The sequence below is a fragment of the Streptomyces sp. NPDC050806 genome, from assembly GCF_055586425.1.
Window position 1 is genome coordinate 316,388 of record NZ_JBVJIF010000002.1, and the last position, 19,786, is coordinate 336,173.

General features: G+C 72.8%; 17 protein-coding genes. 14 read left to right on the forward strand and 3 right to left on the reverse strand.

Going from position 1 to position 19,786, the window contains the following annotated elements:
- Positions 1-49: 49 nt before the first annotated feature.
- The 4 genes from argH (at position 50) to ACZ6WH_RS06870 (ending at position 4,245) form a co-directional block, all read left to right on the forward strand.
- Positions 50-1,483: an argininosuccinate lyase gene (gene argH / locus ACZ6WH_RS06855; protein WP_432851917.1), complete on the forward strand. Its 1,434-nt coding sequence runs from the start codon at positions 50-52 to the stop codon at positions 1,481-1,483.
- Between the two features lie 139 nt (positions 1,484-1,622).
- Positions 1,623-2,174, forward strand: a complete 552-nt coding sequence (locus tag ACZ6WH_RS06860) for a TetR/AcrR family transcriptional regulator (protein WP_432851915.1) — start codon at positions 1,623-1,625, stop codon at positions 2,172-2,174.
- Positions 2,171-3,718 (forward strand): MFS transporter, encoded by a 1,548-nt coding sequence (locus ACZ6WH_RS06865; protein ID WP_469726599.1) that lies wholly within the window; start codon positions 2,171-2,173, stop codon positions 3,716-3,718. The genes ACZ6WH_RS06860 and ACZ6WH_RS06865 overlap by 4 nt, the downstream gene beginning before the upstream one ends.
- 119 nt (positions 3,719-3,837) lie before the next feature.
- The gene (locus ACZ6WH_RS06870; protein WP_469726601.1) at positions 3,838-4,245 is read left to right on the forward strand and encodes a nuclear transport factor 2 family protein; all 408 of its coding nucleotides are present in this window, start codon (positions 3,838-3,840) and stop codon (positions 4,243-4,245) included.
- A gap of 88 nt (positions 4,246-4,333) precedes the next feature.
- On the opposite strand, the gene ACZ6WH_RS06875 is transcribed toward ACZ6WH_RS06870, so the two are convergent.
- Positions 4,334-5,014, reverse strand: a complete 681-nt coding sequence (locus tag ACZ6WH_RS06875) for a lysophospholipid acyltransferase family protein (protein WP_399705772.1) — start codon at positions 5,012-5,014, stop codon at positions 4,334-4,336.
- A 442-nt stretch (positions 5,015-5,456) separates the two neighbouring features.
- Here ACZ6WH_RS06875 and ACZ6WH_RS06880 point away from each other — a divergent pair, with 442 nt between their 5' ends.
- The 3 genes from ACZ6WH_RS06880 (at position 5,457) to ACZ6WH_RS06890 (ending at position 7,904) form a co-directional block, all read left to right on the forward strand.
- On the forward strand, positions 5,457-6,605 hold the full coding sequence (locus ACZ6WH_RS06880; protein WP_469726603.1) for a glycerophosphodiester phosphodiesterase: 1,149 nt from the start codon (positions 5,457-5,459) through the stop codon (positions 6,603-6,605).
- A gap of 145 nt (positions 6,606-6,750) precedes the next feature.
- Positions 6,751-7,278: a sigma-70 family RNA polymerase sigma factor gene (locus ACZ6WH_RS06885; RefSeq protein ID WP_469726604.1), complete on the forward strand. Its 528-nt coding sequence runs from the start codon at positions 6,751-6,753 to the stop codon at positions 7,276-7,278.
- Between the two features lie 122 nt (positions 7,279-7,400).
- Positions 7,401-7,904 (forward strand): GNAT family N-acetyltransferase, encoded by a 504-nt coding sequence (locus ACZ6WH_RS06890; RefSeq protein ID WP_399705762.1) that lies wholly within the window; start codon positions 7,401-7,403, stop codon positions 7,902-7,904.
- A 73-nt stretch (positions 7,905-7,977) separates the two neighbouring features.
- On the opposite strand, the gene ACZ6WH_RS06895 is transcribed toward ACZ6WH_RS06890, so the two are convergent.
- A complete protein-coding gene (locus tag ACZ6WH_RS06895; protein ID WP_432851904.1) occupies positions 7,978-8,421 on the reverse strand; it encodes a hypothetical protein in 444 nt (147 codons plus the stop codon).
- Complete coding sequence (locus tag ACZ6WH_RS06900) at positions 8,414-8,782, reverse strand: hypothetical protein (RefSeq protein WP_469726606.1); 369 nt, start codon at positions 8,780-8,782, stop codon at positions 8,414-8,416. The genes ACZ6WH_RS06895 and ACZ6WH_RS06900 overlap by 8 nt, the downstream gene beginning before the upstream one ends.
- A gap of 205 nt (positions 8,783-8,987) precedes the next feature.
- Between ACZ6WH_RS06900 and ACZ6WH_RS06905 the strand changes: the two genes are divergently transcribed.
- The 7 genes from ACZ6WH_RS06905 (at position 8,988) to cobT (ending at position 19,757) form a co-directional block, all read left to right on the forward strand.
- Entirely contained in the window at positions 8,988-9,629 is a 642-nt protein-coding gene (locus tag ACZ6WH_RS06905) for an HAD-IA family hydrolase (protein WP_469726607.1), read from the forward strand.
- Positions 9,630-10,052: 423 nt separating this feature from the next.
- Positions 10,053-11,108 (forward strand): methionine ABC transporter ATP-binding protein, encoded by a 1,056-nt coding sequence (locus ACZ6WH_RS06910; protein WP_432851898.1) that lies wholly within the window; start codon positions 10,053-10,055, stop codon positions 11,106-11,108.
- The gene (locus ACZ6WH_RS06915; RefSeq protein WP_432851896.1) at positions 11,105-11,887 is read left to right on the forward strand and encodes a methionine ABC transporter permease; all 783 of its coding nucleotides are present in this window, start codon (positions 11,105-11,107) and stop codon (positions 11,885-11,887) included. The genes ACZ6WH_RS06910 and ACZ6WH_RS06915 overlap by 4 nt, the downstream gene beginning before the upstream one ends.
- A gap of 67 nt (positions 11,888-11,954) precedes the next feature.
- A complete protein-coding gene (locus ACZ6WH_RS06920; protein ID WP_469726609.1) occupies positions 11,955-12,806 on the forward strand; it encodes a MetQ/NlpA family ABC transporter substrate-binding protein in 852 nt (283 codons plus the stop codon).
- 197 nt (positions 12,807-13,003) lie between these two features.
- On the forward strand, positions 13,004-13,639 hold the full coding sequence (locus ACZ6WH_RS06925) for a GNAT family N-acetyltransferase (protein ID WP_432851892.1): 636 nt from the start codon (positions 13,004-13,006) through the stop codon (positions 13,637-13,639).
- A gap of 224 nt (positions 13,640-13,863) precedes the next feature.
- Positions 13,864-15,078 carry a precorrin-6y C5,15-methyltransferase (decarboxylating) subunit CbiE gene (gene cbiE / locus ACZ6WH_RS06930; RefSeq protein ID WP_432851891.1) on the forward strand — a complete coding sequence of 405 codons (1,215 nt, stop codon included), beginning with the start codon at positions 13,864-13,866 and terminating at the stop codon, positions 15,076-15,078.
- A gap of 239 nt (positions 15,079-15,317) precedes the next feature.
- Positions 15,318-19,757 carry a nicotinate-nucleotide--dimethylbenzimidazole phosphoribosyltransferase gene (cobT, locus tag ACZ6WH_RS06935; RefSeq protein ID WP_469726611.1) on the forward strand — a complete coding sequence of 1,480 codons (4,440 nt, stop codon included), beginning with the start codon at positions 15,318-15,320 and terminating at the stop codon, positions 19,755-19,757.
- Positions 19,758-19,786 lie beyond the last annotated feature (29 nt).

Genomic DNA, 19,786 nt, shown 5'->3' on the forward strand with positions numbered 1-19,786 from the left:
CTGGCCCGAAGCGGGCCGGTCGTACTCTCATCACTACGAGGAGCAGCAAGTGAGCAACGGCAACAGCGGTGACGTCCGGCTCTGGGGCGGCCGGTTCGCCGACGGCCCCGCCGAGGCGCTGGCCAAGCTGTCCGCGTCCGTCCACTTCGACTGGCGGCTGGCGCCGTACGACATCGCCGGGTCGCGAGCCCACGCACGCGTGCTGAACAAGGCCGGGCTGCTCACGGACGACGAGCTGACGCGCATGATCGCCGGCCTCGACCGGCTCGAAGGCGACGTCGCCGACGGCAGCTTCGTCGGCACCATCGCCGACGAGGACGTGCACACCGCGCTGGAGCGCGGGCTGCTGGAGCGGCTGGGGCCCGACCTCGGCGGCAAGCTGCGGGCGGGCCGGTCCCGCAACGACCAGGTGGCGACCCTCTTCCGGATGTACCTGCGGGACCGCGCCCGGGCCATCGGCGGGCTGCTCGCCGAGCTCCAGGAGGCGCTGGTCGGGCTGGCCGAGGCGCACCCGGACGTGGCGATGCCCGGCCGTACGCACCTCCAGCACGCCCAGCCGGTCCTCTTCGCGCACCATGTCCTCGCGCACGTCCAGGCGCTGTCCCGGAACGCCGAGCGGCTGCGCCAGTGGGACGAGCGGACGGCCGTCTCGCCGTACGGAGCGGGTGCGCTGGCCGGCTCCTCGCTCGGCCTGGATCCCGAGGCGGTCGCCAAGGACCTGGGCTTCGAGCACGGTTCGGTGGGCAACTCCATCGACGGCACCGCGTCCCGTGACTTCGTCGCGGAGTTCACCTTCATCACCGCGATGATCGGCGTCGACATCTCCAAGATCGCGGAGGAGGTCATCATCTGGAACACGAAGGAGTTCTCCTTCGTGACCCTGCACGACGCCTTCTCCACCGGCTCCTCGATCATGCCGCAGAAGAAGAACCCGGACATCGCCGAGCTGGCGCGCGGCAAGTCCGGCCGGCTGATCGGCAACCTGACCGGCCTGATGGCCACGTTGAAGGCCCTCCCGCTCGCGTACAACCGCGACCTGCAGGAGGACAAGGAGCCGGTGTTCGACTCCTGCGACCAGCTGGAGCTGCTGCTGCCCGCCTTCACCGGCATGATGGCCACGCTGACCGTCAACCGCGAGCGGATGGAGGAGCTGGCCCCGGCCGGGTTCTCGCTCGCCACCGACATCGCGGAGTGGCTGGTCAAGCAGGGCGTGCCGTTCCGGGTGGCGCACGAGGTCGCGGGCGAGTGCGTCAAGGAGTGCGAGACGCAGGGCATCGAGCTGGACCAGCTCACCGACGAGCAGTTCGCGAAGATCTCCGAGCACCTGACGCCGGAGGTGCGGACCGTCCTGAACGTGCCCGGCGCGCTCGCCTCGCGCAGCGGCCGCGGCGGCACGGCCCCCTCCGCGGTCGCGGCCCAGCTCGCCGAGGTCAAGGCGGACCTGGCGACGCAGCAGGCGTGGGCCACGGCCAAGCAGAAGTAATCCCCGCAAGGCGGCAGCGGCCGCCGTCCGGTCTCCCCGACCGGGCGGCGGCCGCTTTGTCGTGCGGCGCTGTCGGCAGAAATGAGACTGCCAAGAATTCAATGAGACATTCATGTCTCATTAGAGTACGATCCGTCTCATGGCCGTGGACCGAGATCGCGTACTGAAAGACGCAGCCGCCCTGCTCACCCGGAAGAGCACCGCATCGATGGACGACATCGCGCGGGCCGCCGGGATCAGCCGGGCGACGCTGCACCGCCACTTCGCGGGGCGGGACGCGCTCATCCGGGCCCTGGAGGAGCTGGGCATCAGGGAGACCGGACAGGCGCTGGACGCCGCCCGGCTGGAGGAGGACGACGCGGCGACCGCGCTGCGCCGGCTCATCGCCGAGATCGAGCCGGTCGCCGGGGTGCTGGCGTTCCTCTACACCGAGAACCAGCTCTTCGAAGGCGAAGAGATCAACGAGGGGTGGACGGGGCTCGACGCCCGGATACACGCGCTGTTCCGGCGGGGTCAGGAAGAGGGGACCTTCCGCATCGACCTGACCCCGGCCTGGCTGACCGAGGCGCTGTACGGGCTGATCTGCGCGGGCGCCTGGTCGGTGCACGAGGGCCGGCTGGCCCGCGCCGACCGTAATCACTCCATCGCCGAGCTGCTGCTCGGCGGCGTACGAAGGGAAGGCAAGCGATGAGCGGGGCGACGGCCGTGGGGGCGGCCAGGAGCGGGACGGCGGAACAGCCGCGCCCGGGGCGTTGGCTCGCGCTGGGCGTGCTGGTCCTCGCGGTGCTGCTGGTCGGCGTCGACGCCACCGTGCTGGGCCTGGCGGCGCCGTACCTCAGCGAGGATCTGCGCCCGTCGGGCACCCAGCTGCTGTGGATCGGTGACGTCTACTCGTTCGTCATCGCCGGTCTGCTGGTGTCGATGGGCAGCCTCGGCGACCGCATCGGACGCAAGAAGCTGCTGCTGACCGGCTCGGTGGCGTTCGGCGCCATGTCGGCGCTGGCGGCGTACGCGACGACGCCGGAGATGATGATCGCGGCGCGGGCGCTGCAGGGCGTGGCCGGTGCGACGCTGATGCCGTCCACCCTCGCGCTGATCCGCAACCTCTTCCACGACCCGCGCGAACGCAGCCTGGCCGTGGGCGTCTGGGGCGCGGCGGCCTCCGCCGGCACCGCGGTCGGCCCGGTGCTCGGCGGGTTCCTGCTGGGCCACTTCTGGTGGGGCTCGGTCTTCCTGATCAACCTGCCGGTGATGGTGGTGCTGGTCGCCGTCGGCATCAAGGTGCTGCCGGAGTCCCGCAATCCGAAGCCGGGGCCGTGGGACCTGGCCAGCGTCGGGCTGTCACTGGTCGGCATGATCGGGGTGGTCTACGCGGTGAAGGAGGCCGCGGCGCACGGCATCGGGATCGGGGTCGCCGTCGCGGGTGTCATCGGCGTGCTCGCGCTCGTCGGCTTCGTACGCCGCCAACTGCGGCTGACCACACCACTGCTGGACATGAAGCTCTTCAGTAACCGGGGCTTCTCCGGCGCCGTGCTGGCCGACCTGCTGACCATCCTGGGCCTGGCCGGGCTGCTGTTCTTCCTGTCCCAGTTCCTGCAGATGGTGCAGGGCCGGTCGCCGCTCAACGCGGGGCTTGTCGAACTGCCCGCCGCCGTCGGCGCGATGGGCGCGGGACTGGCCGCCGGCCATGTCGCGCGCCGGCTGTCGGTGCGCGCGGTGGTCTCCGGCGGACTGGTCCTGGTGGGGCTGGGGCTCGGCGCGTGCGCCTGGGTGAGTGCCACCACCGGGACGCCGGTGCTCGGCACGATCCTCTTCGTGGTCGGTGTCGGCGCGGGCTTCTCCTTCACCGTCACCGCCGACGTGATCCTCTCCAGCGTGCCCAAGGAGCAGGCGGGCGCCGCTTCCGCGGTCTCCGAGACGGCGTACGAACTGGGCTCCGCGCTCGGTATCGCCCTGCTCGGCTCGGTGGTCACCGGCGTCTACCGGAACTTCACGGCGCCCGGCGGGGTGCCGGCCGATGCGGTGGGCGCGGCCCGCGAGTCGCTGGGCGGCGCGGTGGAGACGGCGGGCGACCTGCCGCACCGCGCGGGCGAGGCGCTGCTGCACGCCGCGCAAGGGGCGTTCACCGACGGCATGGAGGCGGCGGCCGTGGTCGGCGGCGTCATCTCCCTGTCCGCCGCGGCCGCCGCGTGGATACTGCTGCGCGGCCACCGGCTGGAGGGCGGCGACGGCTGACGGCCCGGGGCGCGCCGCACGGGGACGCCGGCACGGGGCGCGCCCCGTGCCCGGGTGCGCGCCCGCGCCGGTAGCCTGCGCCGTGTCGGGACATCCACCGCTTCCGGAGGAGGACTGTCATGGCACTGGCTGCCGAGGACCGCGCCGCCATCGCCGATCTGCTCTCACTGCACGGGCATCTGTTCGACGCGGGGGAGCTGAACCGCCTGGACGAGCTGTTCACCGACGACGTCGTCTACGACGTCACCGACTTCGGGCAGCCGCCGCTGAAGGGCGTGACGGCGATCCGCGAGGCGGCGCTCGCGCTCGGCGAGGCCAACCCGGTGGCCCACCACGTCACCAACGTCGTCCTCGCCGAACTGCCGGACGGCAGCGGGGTGCACGCCCTGTCCAAGGGCATCGGCGTCAACGCCGACGGCACCTCCGGGACGGTGACCTACGAGGACACCGTCGTCCGCACCGGCGACGGATGGCGGATCAGCCACCGCAAGGTCCTCGCCCGCCGTGCCCCGCTGGGCGGCAGCTGACCGCACACGCGACGGGCCCCCTGCCGCGGTCGGCAGGGGGCCCGAAAAGTGCCGCGGTCGGCAGGGGGCCCGAAAAGCTGTCGGTGCGTCAGGCGGCCTTGGCCTTCGTGGCGTACACGTCGACGTACTCCTGGCCCGAGAGGCGCATGACCTCGCTCATCACCTCGTCGGTCACGGCACGCAGGACGTAGCGGTCGCGGTCCATGCCGTCGTACCGGCTGAAGTCCAGCGGCGCGCCGAAGCGGCAGGTGACCGGCGCGACGCGGGGGAGACCCTTGCCGCCGGGCTGCACCTTGTCGGTGCCGACCAGCGCGAACGGGACGACCGGCGCGCCGGTCATCAGGGTCAGCCGGGCGATGCCCGTACGGCCCCGGTACAGACGGCCGTCGGGGGAGCGGGTGCCCTCGGGGTAGATGCCGAAGAGCTTCCCCTCCTCCAGGACGCGGCGGCCGGTCATCAGCGCCGCGACGCCGCCGTGCCCGCCGTCCCGGTCGACCGGGATCATGCCGGCGGTGGTGAAGAACCAGGCCATGAGGCGGCCCTTGACGCCCTTGCCCTTGACGTACTCGTCCTTGGCGATGAAGTACACCTGGCGCTTGGTCCGCCGCTCCACGATCAGCGACAGGAACAGCGAGTCGATGAAGGTGACGTGGTTGCCGGCCAGGATCACCGGACCGCTGCCCGGAATGCCGTCGAGTCCCTCGACCTTCGGGCGGAACAGGACACGCATGACGAATCCGAGAATCGCCTTCAGCAGCAAGCGGGACAACGGGTCCTCCGGGTCGACTGGTCAGTGCACTGCAGGAGTCTGCAGGTGAGGACGATACTCGCGGCCCAACCTCGATCGCACATCGGGTTCATGGATTCGATACGCAGAGTTGACACGCCCTTCCTGTGCGTCACAGGTGGTTAACCGGCCCGCCATGCGAAGAACGCAGGGGCCGCGGCTACACCGCCTGTGGGACCGATGATGCGTACGAAGATCCGCGAATGGCCGCTGAAGGCCGCTCCGGACCTGTGGAATGCCGCACACCCTGCGGCCTTGCCGTGGGGCGTATGTGCCTCCGGGTGATCCCAAAAGCGCACATACGTCACTCGCCTTCACCCGGGTGTTCGGTCGGATGTCTCCCACCGGAAACGTGTACGGGCCTAACATCGGCCCGGCACCGGCAGGTGCGGCACATCACAGAACCATGAGGAGTCGGGGACACATGGACAAGGCGCAGCGACCCGGGCGACGGACCGTACTGAGCGTTGCGGCGCTCGGCGCCGGAGCGGCGGTGCTGGGCGGCGGGGCCGGTACGGCCGTCGCGGCCGGGCGCGGACACGGCGGCCACAACAACGGCGAACTGCCCTTCCCGCTCGTCGTCGGCCACCGCGGCGCGAGCGGCTACCGCCCCGAGCACACCTTCGGCTCGTACCAGCTCGCCCTGGACATGGGCGCCGACGTCATCGAGCAGGACCTCGTCCCCACCAAGGACGGCCGCCTGGTCTGCCGGCACGAGAACGACATCACCGCCACCACCGACGTCGCCGACCACCCGGAGTTCGCCGGGCGGAAGACGACGAAGACGGTGGACGGCGTGCAGCTCACCGGCTGGTTCACCGAGGACTTCACGCTCGCCGAGCTGAAGACGCTGCGCGCCAAGGAGCGCATCCCGCAGACCCGGCAGCACAACACCCTCTACGACGGCCGCTGGCAGGTGCCGGAGTTCGAGGAGGTGCTCCAGTGGGCCGAGCGCGAGGGCCGCAGGCGCGGCCGCCGCATCTGGCTGCACATCGAGACCAAGCACCCCACCTACTTCCGCAAGCTGGGCCTCGGCCTGGAGGAGCGGCTGGCCAAGCTGCTGCGCCGGTACGACCGGCACAAGAAGAACTCCCCGAACTTCCTCCAGTCCTTCGAGCCCTCCAGCATCCAGCGGCTGGACAAGCTGGTCGACTGCCCGAAGGTCGTGCTGCTCGGCACGCTGAAGACCCAGCCCTGGGACTTCAAGGAGGCCGGTGACCCGCGTACCGTCGCCGACCTCGTCAAGCCCGAGGGGCTGCGCTGGATCGCCTCCTTCGCGCAGGGCATCGGCCCGGACCTCACCGTGATCATCCCGCGCACCGCCGACGGCAAGCTCGGCGAGCCGTCCGCCGTGGTGAAGGACGCGCACGCCGCCGGCCTCGTCCTGCACCCGTACACGGTCCGCAACGAGAACACCTTCCTGCCGGTGGACCTGCGCAAGGGCAGCGACCCCAACGCGTACGGCGACTCCCTCGCCTACTTCAAGGCCCTCTTCGCGACCGGCATCGACGGGCTCTTCTCCGACAACCCGGACACCGCGCTGCTGGCCGCGGCCGAGTTCCGCAAGAGCTGACCGCTTCGGCGACGACCCGGCGGCGGGCGGGCGAGGGGTGGTGTCCCCGGCCCGCGCGTCGCCCGGCCCTGCCGTGCACCCACGCGTGACGCGACCGCGTTGACGCGGTGAAACCGCGGGCCCGCGCGGCGCTGTCGGCGCGGGTATGACGGACCGCGACCGTGCACTGATCACCGCGCTGCGCCCGCTCCTCGCCGCGGAGGCGGCGGCCGAGGCGCCCGCCGCCGGGGCCGACGCCGAGGACATCGAGCAGGACGTGTGGGCGCGCCTGCTCCGGTACACCCGAATGGCCGGTCCGCCGGCCGATCCCGCGCGCTGGCTGCGCCGGGCCGTGCGGGCCGAGGTCCGCTGCGCCCTGCGGCGGACCCGCCGCGAGATCCCCTACGACCCGACCGGTGCCCAGCCACGGGCCGGCGCCGTCGCCGAGCCGCTCGCCCTGGACGCCGAGCGGCGCCGCGAGCTGCTCACCGCGGCCGGACAACTCCCCGGACGCTGCCCGGCGTTGGTACGCGCTCTGTTGTCCGGGACGGATCCGACCTACCGTGAGATCTCATCTGAGTTGGGAATGTCACAGGGGAGCATGGGGCCACTCCGTTCCCGTTGTCTGGGATGTCTGCGCAGAATGCTGACGGCGGAGGTTGGAGTTCCTGAACTCCGGGGAAAGGAGCGTTGACCCCGCCATGGCGGCGCCGCGCATCCCGTGGTGCCATCAAGTCAGGGCAGATCCGTCCGGGCGCCGCACCACACCCTCATGGCGGCCGGGCTCACCGAACCGAAAAGGGGAGGCCAGCACGCATGGGCATGAGCGTGACCATCTCTGCGGCGACCGACAGGGACGCCGAGCAGATCCTCAAGCTGCAGTACCTGTGCTACCAGTCCGAGGCCGCGCTGTACGACGACTACTCCATCGAGCCGCTCACGCAGACGTTCGATGAGTTGCGTACCGAGATGCGGGACGGCTGCGTGGTGGTCGCCCGCCTCGGCGACGAGGTCGTCGGCTCCGTGCGGGGCGCGGTCGACGCGGACGGCGTGGGCAGCATCGACAAGCTGATCGTGCATCCGCGGATGCAGCGGCACGGGCTCGGCAGCCGGCTGCTCGCCGCCGTCGAGGAGCGGCTGTCCGCCGAGCACGGCGTGACCCGCTTCCGGCTGCTCACCGGCCACCGCAGCGAGGGCAACCTCCGGCTGTACCGCAGCCGCGGTTACGCCCAGGTCGGCACCGAAGAGGTCAGCCGCCGGCTCAGCCTGATCACGCTGGAGAAGGACGCTTCGGCGCAGGCCTATGTAGCGAGCGCCTGAGCCTCCCCATAGCAGTGCAGCGGGCCCGTACGTGCGGATGCACGTACGGGCCCGCTGCTGTGCAGAGGCGAGGTCAGCCGGCGCGGCGGCCGCGGCGCAGCCAGAGCAGCCCGGTGACCGGCAGGAAGACCGGGATGAAGAGGTAGCCGTAGCCGTACCCCGACCAGACCGTGTCGTCGGAGAAGGCGGACGGCTCCAGAAGCGTCCAGGTGCCCACGCCGAGCACGCCCAGCAGCTCCAGACAGCAGCACACCAGCCCCACCCTGCGCGCCGCCTCCCCGCCGCGCACCAGCGAGAACAGGATGAAGGCGTACACCACCGCGGAGATCGCGGACAGGATGTACGACAGCGGCGCCCGGTCGTACTGGGCGATCAGCTGGTACGCGGCACGGGACGCGGCCGCGACGGTGAAGACGCCGTACAGCCAGACCAGCAGCCGCCCCGGACCCGAGCCCAGCGAGAGGCGGCCGCCCCCGGCGGAGGTGTCCTTCGTGGTGGTCGTCGCGGGCTCAGCCATGGCCGCCTCCCCAGATGTCGTACAGCCGCACTTCCAGCACGGCCAGCACCACGCCGCCGGCCGCCACCGTCACCGAGCCCCAGCGGGTCCGCTCGGACAGCGACAGGAACCCGGCGGCGGGCACGCAGGCCGCGGCGCCGATCAGATAGGCGAGGAAGATCGCCGTACCGTCGTCGGGCTGCTCGCCGCCCGCCAGCTTCACGACGGCGGTCACCAGCTGCACGAGGGCGAGCAGGGAGACGACGGCCATCCCGATGAAGTGCCAGTCCTTGGTCGGCTCGTCGCGGTACGCGGCGAAGCCGCACCAGGCGGCAAGGGCAAGGGCGGTCACGCCGACCGCGACCGTCAGCGCGTCGATCACCGGGACCTCCGCACGGCGGCGCGGCTGCGCGCGGTGGGGCTGTGGGGCATGCCCCCGACTTTAATCGGCGCCCGCGGCGGGCCCGCGCGCGGCCCCGGCCCGGCACCGGTCCGTCCCCGTCCCGGCCCCGGTCCGACGGCGGGTCCGGCGGCCCTCCCGCCCCGGCCGGGCGAACGGGCCCGCACGCCCCGTACCCTCGGTGACCATGAAGCTCTCCGTTGACGCCCTCCTGTTCGACAACGACGGCACGCTCGTCTCCTCCATGGACTCGGTGCACCGCTGCTGGAGCCGCTGGGCCGAGGAGTACGGGGTCACCGAGGCGTTCGCCGAGGTCGAGCTGCACGGCCGGCCCGCCGCCGACATCGTCGCCGACCTGCTGCCCGCCGAGCGGGTCCCCGAGGCGCTGGCCCGCATCGAGGAGCTGGAGACGCAGGACGTGAGCGGCGTGGTGCTGCTGCCCGGCACCCGCGCGCTGCTGGACTCGCTCCCGGCCGACCGCTGGGCCGTGGTCACCTCCGCGACGCGCAAGCTCGCCGAGGCCCGGCTCGCCGCCGTCGGCATCCGCCCCAAGCACCTGATCACCGCGGACGAGATCACCCGCGGCAAGCCCGACCCCGAGCCGTTCCTGCTCGCCGCCCGGCACCTGGGCGTGGACCCGGCCCGCTGCGCCGTCTTCGAGGACGCGCCGGCCGGTCTCGCGGCGGGCCGCGCTGCCGGTGCCACGACCGTGGCGTTGACCACAACGGCCCCGGCGGAGGAGCTGGTGGCCGACGTGATCGTTCCCGATCTGTCGGCCGTGTCCGCGCAGGCCACGGCGGACGGGGTGGAGATCACGACCGCCGGCTGAGCCGCTGTCCACGGACTGATCAGACCCTTCCGGAATCCGGACTGGCTTGATCGGTCCGTACGCCTGTCTGGTTTACTGGCCATCATGACCACGACGAGCTGCCGCACCCCCGCGACCGAGGCGCACAAAGTGCCCGGTGCTCGTCGCATGTGTCGAATGTGTGACCGCTGAGGGCCCCCGCCTGAGCCTCGCGCCCCGAAGCGAGACCCGCTCCCATGCGCCGGACGACCCGTACAGACGCGCCCCGTACCTCCCGTACGCCGGGCTCCCGTACGCAAGCCCGCCGGCCGCCCCGCGTCACCGGACCCAGGACCCGGGCGCCCGCCGCCCGTGTGCCTCCGCGATCCTCATGCCGCACTCCGCAATGAATGCCCCGTGCCCGGCGGACGAGCCGCCGAGCACTCAACCGTGACGGATATCCCTGTGATCACCACTACAGGCCTCACCAAGGTCTACCGCTCAGGCGACCGCGAGGTCACCGCGCTGGACGGCGTCGATCTGCACGTCCGCGAGGGCGAGGTGTACGGCGTCATCGGCCAGAGCGGCGCCGGCAAGTCGACGCTCATCCGCTGCGTGAACCTCCTGGAGCGCCCCACCTCGGGCACGGTCACCGTGGCCGGCCAGGACCTCACCGCGCTCGCGGGAAGCGGCCAGCGGGCGAACCCCGCGCTGCGTGCCGCGCGCAGCCACATCGGCATGGTCTTCCAGCACTTCAACCTGCTGTCCTCGCGCACCGTCCTGGACAACATCGAGTTCCCGCTGGAGATCCTGAAGGTCTCCCGCCGCGAGCGCCGCCGCAAGGCGCTGGAGCTGCTGGACCTGGTCGGCCTCGCCGACAAGGCCAAGGCGTACCCCGCCCAGCTCTCCGGCGGCCAGAAGCAGCGCGTCGGCATCGCCCGCGCGCTCGCCGGCGACCCGAAGGTGCTGCTCTCCGACGAGGCCACCAGCGCGCTGGACCCGGAGACCACCCGCTCGATCCTCCAGCTGCTGCGCGACCTCAACCAGCAGCTGGGCCTCACCGTCCTCCTCATCACCCACGAGATGGACGTCGTGAAGTCCATCTGCGACTCCGCAGCCCTCATGAAGGGCGGCCGCGTCGTCGAGCAGGGCACCGTCCCCGAGCTGCTGGCCACGCCCGGCTCGGAGCTGGCCACGGAGCTGTTCCCGGTCACCGGCGAGGCCTCGGCCGAGGACCGCACGGTCGTGGACGTCACCTTCCACGGCGAGGCGGCCACCGAGCCGGTCATCTCGACCCTCTCGCGGACCTACAACGTCGACGTGTCGATCCTCGGCGCCGCCATGGACACCGTGGGCGGCAAGCAGATCGGCCGGATGCGCATCGAGCTGCCCGGCCGCTTCGAGGACAACGTCGTACCGATCGGCTTCCTGCGGGAGCAGGGCCTCCAGGTGGACATCGTCGGGCGGGACGGCGCCACCGAGTCCGCCGCCGCCGTGCTGACCAAGGAGGTCGCGAAGTGAGCTGGAACGCGATGCGGGACGTGCTGTCCATCGCGACCCTGGACACCCTGTTCATGGTCTGGTGGTCCACGGTGTGGGCCGTCATCGGCGGCCTGCCGATCGGCCTCCTGCTGGTCCTCACCGGTCCGGGCAGGCAGCTGCAGAACTCCCCGGTGAACAAGGTGCTCGGCGCGATCGTGAACGTCGGCCGCTCGATCCCCTTCCTCATCCTGGTCCTCGCGCTGATCCCCTTCACGCGGTACCTGATCGGCACGGCCAGCGGCCCCAGCGCCGCCGTCGTCCCGCTGGCGATCGGCGCGATCCCCTTCTTCGCCCGCCTGGTCGAGACGGCCGTCCGCGAGGTCGACGGCGGCCTGGTCGAGGCCGCCCAGTCGATGGGCGGCGGCACCTGGACGATCATCTTCAAGGTGCTGCTGCCGCAGGCGCTGCCCTCGCTGGTCGCCGGCCTCACCAACACGATCGTCACGCTCATCAGCTACTCGGCGATGGCCGGCGCGGTCGGCGCCGGCGGCCTGGGCAGCGTCGCGATCACCTACGGCCAGCAGCGCAACGACATGCGTTTCGTGGGCGTCACCGTGGTACTGATCGTCATCATCGTGACCGTGATCCAGCTGGCCGGTGACCTGGTGGTCCGTCGGCTCAGCGCCCGCGGCTCCCGCGCCTCCGCCCCCGTACGCCTCCTGAAGTCGCCGAAGTCCCGCACCGCGGCACCGGACCCCGAGCCCGAGGCCCGCGCCGACACGGCCAAGGTCCGCGAGACCGCGGACGAGGCCGCCTGAGCCACCGACCCCCTGGAGCCCGGACCCTTTGCCGGGCGGAACACCACCTGTAAGGAAGGCACTCTTCGTGCGTCACACCGTCAAGCTCACCGGCGCCGTCGCGGCCGCCGCCGCGCTCACCCTCGCCCTCGGCGCGTGCAGCGCCCCCTCCGACCCGGACGTCGACCGCTCCGACAGCGCGAGCAGCCCGCTCGTCGTCGGCGCGACCTCCGTCCCGCACGCCGAGATCCTGGAGTACGTCAAGAAGGACCTGGCGCCCAAGGAGAAGCTGAAGCTGGACGTCAAGATCTACGACGACTACCAGCTCATCAACCCGGCCACCAAGGACAACACCCTCGACGCGAACTACTTCCAGACGAAGGAGTTCCTCGACGACTGGAACAAGAAGAACGACGGCGACGTCGTCCCGGTCGCCAATGTCCACGTCGAGCCGATGGGCCTGTACTCCAAGAAGCACAAGAGCATCTCCGACCTGGGCTCCGGCGACACCATCGGCGTCCCCTCCGACGCGCCGAACCAGGCCCGTGCCCTCAAGCTGCTCGACAAGGAGGGCGTCATCGCGCTGAAGGCCGACGCCCCCGCGGTGCCCGGCCTGAACGACATCGGTGACAAGAAGGGCCTGAAGATCACCGAGGCCAAGGCCGAGACGCTCGCGCCGACGCTGCCCGACTACGACGCGGCAGTGATCAACGGCAACTACGCCATCGCCGGCAAGCTGAGCCCGAAGAAGGACTCCCTGGCGCTGGAGTCGGCCAAGAACAGCCCCTACGCCAACTTCCTCGCCGTCGACAAGAGCAAGAAGAACGACGAGCGCGTGCAGAAGCTCGCGAAGCTGCTCAACTCCGACCAGGTCAAGAAGTTCATCGAGACCAAGTACAAGGACGGCTCCGTGCTGCCGTCCTTCAGCAAGGCGAGCTGACCCGCCACACCCCCCGTAGACGGCCCGTACCTGCCTTATCAGTGCAGATACGGGCCGTCATACTTGGCACATTCGCAGGCAGATGCTGCATGCTTGTGCACTCAAAGACGGGCAGGAGCCCGAACGTATGCACGGAGCTGCACGAAGCCGTACGGCGCTTCGCGGAGCTCTACGTCCACGGCGTGGGAGCAGGCTGCATGACATCCACCTTTCCGGACATCTCCATCAGCACGGAGCGTCTGGTGCTGCGGCCCTTCGACGACACGGACATCCCCGCACTCGGCGACATGATGAACGACGAAGCCGTCGTCGCCTGGACCGCGCAGCCCTTCCCCTTCACCACGGCGCACGCCGAGGAGTGGGTCGCCACCGGCGCCCCGGCCGTCCGCACCGCCGGCCACGGCCTCGTCCTCGCCGTCACGGAGTTCCTCACCCAGCGCCTGGTCGGCACCGTCCGCGTCGACCGCACCGACTGGCGGATACGCGGCGCGGAGCTCTCCTACATCACCGCCCCCTGGGCCCGCGGCGAGGGCTACGCCTGCGAATCCGCGCTGGCCGTCGCCCAGTGGCTCTTCCGCGACCAGAAGTTCGAGCGCCTGGAGCTCCGTACGGCCGCCGACAACACCGCGGCGCAGCAGGTCGCCCAGAAGCTCGGCTGCATCAGCGAGGGCGTGCTCCGCAACGCCTGGATAGCCCGCTCCCGCACCGAGGACGGCGGCTGGACCGACATCCGTACCGACCTCATCGTCTGGAGCCTGCTGCCCGAGGACTTCGACGGGCCCCCGGACCGTACGGCCGACGCCAACGGCTTCGCCTACCCGGAGTGGAACTGAGAGGCCGGACACCGGTGCCGGGCCCCGGACCGCGCCGTCCGCACCCGGCGGCACGCCCAGCCGCACGGGGTACCCTCACCTGATCCACCCCCGCACGACGGGCCGCACGGGCCGGACCACCGCCCGGCCGCACGGGCCAGGCACGGACGACCGCACGGACAGCCGCACGGACCACCGTCGGCCGCACGGACAACCGCACGACGAGACCAGGGAGACAGCTGCAGATGGCCGACCGCGTCACCGTGATCGGGTGGGACGGCTCGCCTCTGACCGCCGCCGCACGCTCCGCACTGGGCGCGGCGACCCTGGTGGCCGGTGCCGCCCACCACCTGGCGCTCAAAGAAGTGCCGCCCGCCGCCGAACGGATCAGACTCGGCAGCGTCGAACTGGCCGCCCGCCGCATCGCGCAGCACCGCGGCACCGCCGTCGTCCTCGCCGACGGCGACCCCGGCTTCTTCGGCGTCGTCCGCACCCTGCGCGCCCCCGAACACGGCCTCGAAGTCGAGGTCGTACCGGCCGTCTCCTCCGTCGCCGCCGCCTTCGCCCGCGCCGGCATGCCCTGGGACGACGCCCAGATCGTCGTCGCCCACAGCCGCGACCTGCGCCGCGCCGTCAACGTCTGCCGCGCCCACACCAAGGTCGCCGTCCTCACCTCGCCCGGCGCGGGCCCCGCCGAACTGGCCCTCCTGCTGCGCGACGTGCACCGCACCTTCGTCATCTGCGAAGCGCTGGGCACCACTCAGGAGCAGGTGACCGTCCTCACGTCCGACAAGGCCGCCGACCACGTCTGGCGCGACCCCAACGTCGTCATCGTCGTCGGCGGCGGCAGCGCCGCCACCCAGGGCAGCCCCTGGCTCGCCGCCCACGAGATCGGCTACCCCTCCGGACCGCGCGGCTGGGGCCTCTCCGACAGCGCGTACGGCGGCGGCCTCACCGAGGGCGAGTCCGGCCAGCTGCGCACCGCCCAACTGGCCCGCCTCGGCCCCGCCGTCGGCGACCTGGTCTGGGACATCGGGGCCGGCTCCGGCGCCGCCGCGGTGGAGGCCGCCCGCTTCGGCGCCGCCGTCATCGCCGTCGACTCCGACGCGGACGCCTGCGCCCGTACGACCGCCGTGGGCCGCCGGTACGGCGTACAGCTCCAGGTCGTGCACGGCCGCGCGCCCCAGGCGCTCGAAGACCTGCCGGAGCCGGACGTCGTCCGCATCGGGGGCGGCGGCACGGCCGTGGTCACCGCCTGCGCGGCCCGCCGCCCCGAACGCATCGTCACCCACGCCGCCACCCGCGACGAGGCGGAGGCGCTCGGCCGCGCGCTGGCCGACGGAGGCTACGAAGTCGAGTGCGCGCTGCTCCAGTCCGTCGAGCTGGACACCTCCGTATGGGTGGAGCGGGAGCGGGCCGTCGTCTTCCTCGTGTGCGGTTACCGCGTGCATCACCCCTGACCCGAACGGTCACCCGTGGGAGGTAGGCTGGCGGATCGTTGCGCCGCCGTTCCGCGATCGGAGTCGTGGGTCAATATCCGGAAAAGTCCGAGGTTTTGACCGCACAAGATGCTCTTGAGGGCGGACGTGCCGCGAGGCGCGCTCGCTCGTTCTAGCTATGGGGGCGGTCGGCGCGTGCCGCGGTCGAGCGCGTCGGACGAGCGGTTGGAAGGAGCACTACCGATGGGCGAGGGGTACGCATGACCGACACCGGCCAGGTCCCGGGCGAGGGACTGCCGGAGAACGCAGGCGGACATCCCGGGGGGCCGTTGCCTGCGGCCGCTCCCGCCCCTGCCGACGCCGGCCAGCAGCCGCACGACGCGTACGCCTACCTCGACACCGCCGAGCAGGCCGAGGACGACGACCTGCTGATGCCGGGCGCCCAGGGCGCCTGGGGCAGCGAGCAGCAGGCCGCCCACACCGAGCAGCAGACCCCGTACGCCGACTACACCCCGGGCCGGGGCGCGGTGTACGACCCGGTGGCCGCCTACGACCCGACGCCGTACGAGCCGATGGCCTACGCCGAGGAGCAGCCGGCCGACCCGTCCGCCGCGCAGCCCGCCGCCGGTGAGTCCTCCGGCGCGCACGAGCACGGCGGCCGGGACACCGGCTCCGTCGACGTCGGCGGCGTACGGATGCCCGAGGCCGCCCCGGCGCAGCCGGACCCGGCCCACGCGGCTGCCCCGCAGCCGGGCGCGACACCGCCGGGCGCCATGCCGGGCCAGGCCGCGATGCCGAAGCAGGCCACGCCCGCGCGCCGCCCGCTGCACATGGGCCCGCCCGTGCCCGAGGCACACACCGGCGGCGTTGTCCGCTCCCTCGCCGACCGCGGCCCGGCCGGCACCCCGCAGCCGCCCCAGCGCCACGCGGGCCCGCCGACCGTGGGCCCCGAGTACCTCGACATCCCGCGCGACGAGCCGGGCCCGCTGCCGGAGGCGGCCCCGGGCCCGCTCCCCGAGGACGGCACGCAGCCGGCGGCCCAGCAGGCGGCCCCGATGCCGATGCCCATGCCGGAAGCCGAGTCGGCTCAGGTGGGTCAGTCGGCTGAGCAGGGCCGGTCTGCTGAGCCGGGCCAGTCTGCCGAGCAAGGGGTTCCCGGGGAGCAGGTCGAGCAGGGCGTCCAGGCTGAGCAGGGTGTCCAGGCTCCGGCGGAGGCGCAGGTGGCGCCGGCCGCGCAGCCCGCACCGGCGCCGGAGCACGGTGGCGTGAGCATTCCGGCGCAGATGCCGGCGTGGGGCGCCGAGCCGGTGGGGGCCACTGCCGGTACTCCGGCGGGGGCCACTGCCGGTACCGCTGACGGTACGGCCGGTTCCGCGGAGGCGGGTGCCGAGGCCGACCAGGGCGCTGACACTGCTGAGGATGGGGCAGGGGTGGTGGCCGAGGACGGTGAGCAGCCGCAGGCCGCCGGGGCGGCTGAGGCCGCGCCGGAGCCCCAGGCCCCTGTCGAGCAGCAGGAGACCGTGGAGCACGGTGTCGCCGCACCGCTTCCCGAGGCCGATGCGGCGGAACACAACGCCGCAGCCCAGGTCGTGCCGGGCCAGGAGGGGGCCGAGGCACCGGCCGACGCGCCCGCGGCGCCGGAGCCCGCTGCCGCGGCCGGGGCGCCGGACGCCGGAGCCGCCGCGCAGCAGAACGACACCGAGGGCGAGCAGGGCCCCGCGGACGGTACCGGCGAGGCCGTACCGGCAGCCGAGGAGCAGCCCGGAGCGGAGCCCGTAGCAGAGGAACACGTGCACAACGAAGAACAGGCCGTGGCCGAGCCGCAGGCGCCCGCCGCCGAAGCCGAGCCTGGCCGGGCCGCCGCGCCCGCCGAGGCGCAGCCCGCCCCACAGGACGCCGCCGAGCTGATGCAGCTCGGCGAGGACGGCGCGCAGGACACGGCCGGCGCCAAGGTGCCCCGGGCCCGGTCGGCCCGGTCGGCCCGGTCGGCCAAGGCGAAGGCCACTCAGGCCGCGATCAACGCCGCTTTCGCCGCGGACCCGACGCCTGCCGTACCGGCGGAGGCCACTGCCCCGGTGGAAGCCGCTGCACCGGCGGAGCCTGGCGTACCGGCTGAGCCCGGCGTACCGGCCGAGGCCGCTGCATCGGCCGAGGCGGCTCCTGAGGAGGGCGTGGCCGAGGCGGCTCCTGTCGCCGAGCCCGAGGCCGCTCCGGAGGCTGCTGCTGAGACGGCCCCGGATGCGGTGGAGGCGCCTGCGGTTGCCGAGACTCCGGAGGCTGTCGAGGCTCCCGAGGTTGCTGAGACTCCCGAGGCGGCGCAGGCCGAGGCGGTGGCGCAGCCCGAGGCCGCCGCTACCGAGGCCGACGCGGGCGACGCGGCGGAGGGTTCGCAGGACGAGACCCCGGCTGCGCCGGATGCGGCAGCAGCCGCGGACGAGCCCGCCGAGGGGACGGCAGCCGACGAGGCGCCCGCCGAGGACGCGCCCTCCGTGGCCGCGGCCCCCGCACAGGCCGAAGCTGCCGAGCCCGCCGAGTCCGTGACCGACGCAGTTGCCGCGGCGGAGGCGTCAGCGGCACCGGCACCTGAGGCCGACTCCGACGCCGACTCCGAGCCCGCGACCGGGACCGCCGCCGAGGCGCCCGAGGCCGAGTCCGGCGCGGAGCCTGCTCACGAGGCCGACGCGGAAGCCGTAGCGGCGCCCGACGCCACGGCTCCGGAAGGCGAGCCCGAGCCGGAGACGGCCCCCGAGGGCGAGGCAGGCCCCGAGCTCGCACCGGCCGCCGCGGCCGGTGCCGGTGCCGACGCCGGTACCGAGGAGCCCACGGCCGAGACCGAAGCTCCCGAGACCGAAGCTGCCGAGACCGAAGCTTCCGGGGCGGATGCTCCCGAGGCCGAAGCTTCCGACGCCAACGCGGAGGGTGACCAGGACGCCGACGCGGAAGCGGAAGCCGTACCGGCGCCCGTCGACCCCGCCGCGGGTTACGGCGACGACGAGCGGGCCGCCGTGCACCGCGTGATGCGCGAGCGCCGGGACATCCGCAACGGCTTCCGCAACGACCCGATCCCCAACGACGTACTGCTGCGCGTCCTGGAGGCGGCCCACACCGCACCCAGCGTCGGCCACTCCCAGCCCTGGGACTTCGTCGTCATCCGGTCCGCCGAGACGCGCGAGCGGATGCACGAGCTGGCGATGCAGCAGCGCGAGGCGTACGCCAAGTCGCTGCCCAAGGCGCGCGCGAAGCAGTTCCGCGAGCTGAAGATCGAGGCGATCCTCGACACCCCGATCAACATCGTCGTCACCGCCGACCCCACCCGCGGCGGCCGCCACACGCTCGGCCGGTACACCCAGCCGCAGATGGCGCCGTACAGCTCCGCGCTCGCCGTGGAGAACCTCTGGCTCGCCGCGCGTGCCGAGGGCCTCGGCGTCGGCTGGGTCAGCTTCTTCGACGAGCGCGAGATGGTCCGTGAGCTGGGCCTGCCCGACCACCTGGAGATCGTCGCGTACCTGTGTGTCGGGTACGTCGACGAGTTCCCGGAGGAGCCCGAGCTGATGCAGGCCGGGTGGTCCAAGCGCCGCCCGCTGTCGTGGGTCGTGCACGAGGAGACTTACGGACGCCGCGCGCTGCCCGGCGCCGAGCCGCACGACCTGCTCCAGGAGACCCTGCAGGGCATCCGCCCGCTGGACGCCAAGGCGCTCGGCGAGGCGTGGGAGCGGCAGAAGCGCATGACCAAGCCGGCCGGCGCGCTCGGCATGCTGGAGATCATCTCGGCGCAGCTGTGCGGCCTGTCGCGGAAGTGCCCGCCGCCCATCCCGGAGCCCGCCGCCGTGGCGATCTTCGCGGGCGACCACGGCGTGCACGCGCAGGGCGTCACCCCGTGGCCCCAGGAGGTCACCGGCCAGATGGTGGCCAATTTCCTCGGCGGCGGCGCGGTCTGCAACGCCTTCGCGAACCAGGTCGGCGCCGAGGTCTGCGTCGTGGACGTCGGCGTGAAGTCCGAGCTGCCGGCCACCCCCGGCCTGCTGCCGCGCAACGTGCGCCCCGGTACGGACGACATGACCGCCGGGCCCGCGATGTCCCGCGAGGACGTGCTCAAGGCTGTCGAGGTGGGCATCGAGACCGCCCGTGACCTGGTGTCGGCCGGGAACAAGGCGCTGCTCACCGGCGAGATGGGGATCGCGAACACCACCGCGTCCGCGGCGCTGATCTCCGTCTATACCGGCAGCGACCCCGCCGAGGTCACCGGCCGCGGCACGGGCATCAACGACGAGACGCACGCCCGCAAGGTCGATGTCGTCCGCCGCGCCCTCGAACTGCACCAGCCGGACCCGGCCGACCCGATCGGCGTCCTCGCCACCGTCGGCGGCCTGGAGCACGCCGCGCTGGTCGGCCTGATCCTCGGCGGCGCCTCGCTGCGTACGCCGGTGATCCTGGACGGCGTGAGCGCCGGCGCGGCCGCGCTGGTGGCGCGGGCCGTGGCCCCCGAGGCGCTGGCCGCCTGCATCGCGGGCCACCGCAGCGCCGAGCCGGGGCACGTCGCGGCCCTGACCAAGCTGGGCCTGCGCCCGCTGGTCGACCTCGACCTGCGCCTCGGCGAGGGCACCGGAGCGCTGCTCGCCCTGCCGATCGTGCAGAGCGCGGCGCGGGCGATGCACGAGGTGGCCACGTTCGACGCCGCCGGAGTCACCGAGAAGGGCTGACCGCCCGCGGGGAGGGCGACGGCCCGCCG